The sequence below is a fragment of the Halorubrum sp. SD612 genome, from assembly GCF_002135005.1.
On sequence record NZ_NEWI01000205.1, the window covers coordinates 1 to 3,843 of the forward strand.

Consider the following 3,843-nt stretch of genomic DNA (forward strand, 5'->3'; position numbering starts at 1 on the left):
CGCGAGGACGGGCTCCGGATCGACGGCGCGGTGTCGCCCGTCGGTGAGCGCGCGCGGCTCGACGCGGGCGTCGACCTCGCCGTCGATCCGGAGCCCGTCCTCGCGAATCCGCCGCATGTGCGGGTCGCGGCCGACGAGCGTCACGTCGTGGGCGCGCGCCAGCAGGCCGCCGACGAGGCTCCCGAGCGCGCCGGCGCCGTAGACGAGCACCTCCATACGTGCCCGCAGGCGGCCCGATTGAAAAGGGGTAACGGTGAGGACCGGCCGTCTCGGCCGACGGAGTCGACCCCGCTCGGCTTACCCTTTTAATCCGCTCCCGGTCAGCGGCACGACGACGTCCTCGTCGGGACCGATCTCGCCGCGCTCGCGGAGCGTCCGCAGCGCGGCGGGCGCGACCGCGCAGGTCGGTTCGGTGTAGAAGCCGGCCGCGTGGAGCCGGTCGAGTTCGCGGGTCGCGGCCGCCTCGGTGACCGCGAGCGCGTCGCCGCCGGTCGCGTCGATCGCCGCGCGGATCTCGCGGTCGCGGACCGGTTCGGCGATCTGGATCCCGTCCGCCGCCTCGTTGACTGCGCCGTCCGGATCCGCCGCCTCCGGACCGTGGAGCGCCCGGACGATCGGCGCGACGCCGGCCGCCTGCGCGCCGTAGAGGCGCGGGACGGAGTCGACCCAACCGGCCCGTTCGAGCCGCCGGAACCCGCGGTAGGCGCCGAGGAACAGCGTGCCGTGGCCGAGCGGCGTCACGACGGCGTCGGGGGCGTCCCAGCCGCGCTGAGACGCGATCTCGTACGCGACCGTTGCGGTCCCCTCGAAGAACGCCGGGTTCCACGCGTGGCTGGCGTACCAAGCGGGTTTCCCCTCGCCGAGCGCCGCGACGCACGCGTCCGTCACGTCCGCCCGGCTCCCCTCGATCCGGACCGGCTCGGCGCCGGCCCGCCGGATCGCCGTGAGCTTCGACGCCTTCGCGTCGGCCGGGACGTATATCTCGGCCGCGATCCCGGCGCGGGCCGCGTAGGTCGCGATCGCCGCGCCCGCGTTGCCGGAGGAGTCCTCGACGACGCGCTCGACGCCCAGCTCGCGGGCCCGGGTCAGCGTCGTCGTCGCGCCCCGATCCTTGAACGATCCGGTCGGGAAGACGTACTCCAGCTTGAACGACGCGTTCCACGGGGGAACGTCGACGCTCTCGGCCGCGCCCTCGTTTCTCCCGGCGTCGGCGTCGACGAGCGGCGTCATCCCCTCGCCGAGCGTCACGCGGTCGCGGGGGTCGTCGCCGACCGCGAGCAGGTCGGCGAACGCCCACAGCCCGTCGCGCGCGTCGGACGCCTCGGGATCGGGCGCCGCGCCCTCGGGCGTCGGCGGGTCCGCGAAGTCGAGGGGGGCGCCGCACCGACAGCGCCACCGGTCGCGGTACGTCTCGCCGCACTCGGGACAGCGGAGTGGGCGGGGACCAGGTGCCTTCGACGGGGGATCGGCAGGGGAGCCCATCAGTACTCGTCGACGTTGGTACCGACCGAGCAGACGTACTCGCCGGCGGCCACCTGCGGGAGCCGGCGGGTGCGCCAGAAGATCCCGTCCGCGTCGGCGGTGACGCGGCCCTCCAGGGCGCCGAAGGTGTCGGTCACCTCGAAGAGGACGTCGCCGGCGGCGACGCGCTCGCCGAGCTCGCGCTCGAAGCGGACCAGGCCGCCGGCCGGCGAGCCGTACTGGTCGAAGCCGCGGGCGCGCGTCTGCGATTCGAGGGCCGCGTCGCCGCCGAGGAACCCGTAGTGGCGGAGCACGTTGAACACGCCCTCGACGCCGCATCGGATGGACTCCTCGTCCCAGCCGACGCAGCCGCCGAGCTCGGGGTCGACAGTGGGGATGCCGTGTTCCGGGCCGGCCCGGGCGAGCTGGCCGTCCGGCCCCTTGATGTCGAGGACGTGGCCGCAGCCGAACGCCTTCGCGAGCTCCAAGCACTCCCCGTGGAGGCGGTGGCGGACGCCGCAGCGCACTCGGGTCTCGTTTATCATCCGGCTCGTCGACCCCTGATGCAGGTCGAGGATGTAGTCGGCGCGCTTGGCGACCTGGAACGTCTCGTAGGCGACCCGCTCGCTCGTCGAGCCGTCGGCGTCGCCCGGGTAGCCGCGGTTCATCTTGCGGTCGTCGACCGGGTTCCGGTGTTCCGCGGCCTGGAACGCGAAGTGGTTCACGATGCCGACGACGAGGACCGACCCGGACAGCTCGGCCGGGTCGAGCCGCGGGACGACGCGGTTGACGACGCCGAGCCCGTTCAGCTCGTCGCCGTCGCTCACCGCCTGTACGTACAGCGTCGGCCCGTCCGCAGCGCCGTTGATCGCGGCGACCGGCAGCCGGACGGGGCTCCCGTCCCGCATCTCCCCCACCTCGAGACGGCCCGTGTCCGTCTCGCCCGGAGAGGCGCGGGCCGTTCCCAGCGTTATCATTACGCGAAGGTGGGGCGGCCGGGACTTTATCGGTTCGGTCCGCGGCGATCCGACCGACGCAAGCTTTATCGCCGCTATCGCTCAATGAGAGGTACCACCAACCGCCGCGGCGCCGGTCCCCGTCAGCCACGACGACCGCCGCGGCGAGTCCCCATGAGCATCGACATCGACCCGCTGCGCGAGGCCGACGGGATCACCGTCACGGACCACATCGAGAACACGCAGTTCGAGGTGTACACCGATCGGCCGGTCGACCCGCGCCGGCGCCCCCAGTCCGACCACTACTTCCCGGTCGACGCCAGCGTCGCGGTCGAGACCGGATCGATCGAGATCCCGCGCGTCGCGGTCGTCGAGACGCGCGCCGGCGACGGGGAGCTACTCACTCACGGCGACTGCTACGCGATGCCCGACGGGACGTACCACGTCGGGATCAACCCGGCGCCGACGAAGCTGTACCTCACCTTCGACGCCGGGTTCTCCGTCTCCACGACGGACCGGACGACTCGGATCGACCTCGACGCCCCGAGCACGGTCGGGCTCGGGTTCCGGTCGCTCCACCAGACGCCGGCGGGGACGATCGCGACGCCGACGGACCCGGAGTCGCTGATGGACGCCGTCTCCCTGCTCGGCTCCGCGCTCCAGACGACGAGCCCGGAGCGGTCGTTCCCCACTCTGCGGGGTCACCCGCCGCTGATCGAGCCCGCGGAGGAGTTCCGCGTCCCGGAGCGTGTCGAACCCGTCGAGAGCGGGGTTCGGATCGTCGTCCCGCCCGAGTACCGGTACCTCTACCCCGTCGTCTCGCTGGCGTACTACTTCGCGGCCGACGTGGTTCCCGGCGACGCCCCGCGGATCGAGGGCGACGGCTGGACCTACCCGCTCGAACCGGGGTTCGAGGAGCGGACCGCGCGGGTGCTCCGACAGTCGTTCCACATGGACTGTCTCGCCCGCACGGAGGGGTTCTACCCGGTCGACCTCCACGAGCGCGAGACGACGGACCTCGACCTCGACTGGGAGCGGCTGTACGACCTCCCGCTCGCGGAGCGACTCGGCGAGTACCTCGACGTCCCCTTCGAGGATATCGAGCCCGAACTCCCACAGTGGACGCTGACGACGGACGTGCGCCCCGACCCAGAGAACGTGGAGATGCTCCCGTTCGTCGCCGGCGAGCTTTCGATCGTGCGCTCGCCCGAGACCGTCACCCCGGTCGAGGACGACGACGGCGGCGTCGGCTTCCTCGGCGGTCCGGACCGGAACCCGTCACCGGCGACGAGGCGAGCGCCCCCGGCCGGCCGCGGGCTCGACGCCGCCGAGTCCGTTCGCGGCGCCGCGAGCGCGGACGCCGCGGGCACGGGACCCGGAGACCCCGGCGCCCGCCCCCGCCCGGCCGCCTCCGCGCCCCGCCGCC

3 protein-coding genes and 1 pseudogene are annotated in these 3,843 nt (G+C 73.4%); 1 reads left to right on the plus strand and 3 read right to left on the minus strand.

Annotated features, from left to right (window positions below):
- The 3 genes from B9G38_RS15060 to B9G38_RS15070 all read right to left on the minus strand — a co-directional run.
- Positions 1–216, minus strand: a 216-nt coding sequence (locus B9G38_RS15060; RefSeq protein ID WP_233127232.1) for a ketopantoate reductase family protein, incomplete at its 3' end; no start/stop codon positions are given.
- An 81-nt stretch (positions 217–297) separates the two neighbouring features.
- Positions 298–1,482 (minus strand): threonine synthase, encoded by a 1,185-nt coding sequence (locus B9G38_RS15065; protein WP_086220916.1) that lies wholly within the window; start codon positions 1,480–1,482, stop codon positions 298–300.
- Entirely contained in the window at positions 1,482–2,438 is a 957-nt protein-coding gene (locus tag B9G38_RS15070; RefSeq protein ID WP_086220917.1) for a succinylglutamate desuccinylase/aspartoacylase family protein, read from the minus strand. Before B9G38_RS15070 ends, B9G38_RS15065 begins: the two co-directional genes overlap by 1 nt.
- A 153-nt stretch (positions 2,439–2,591) precedes the next feature.
- Between B9G38_RS15070 and B9G38_RS15075 the strand changes: the two are divergent.
- Positions 2,592–3,843 (plus strand): annotated as a pseudogene (locus B9G38_RS15075) (caspase family protein); the annotation flags it as partial.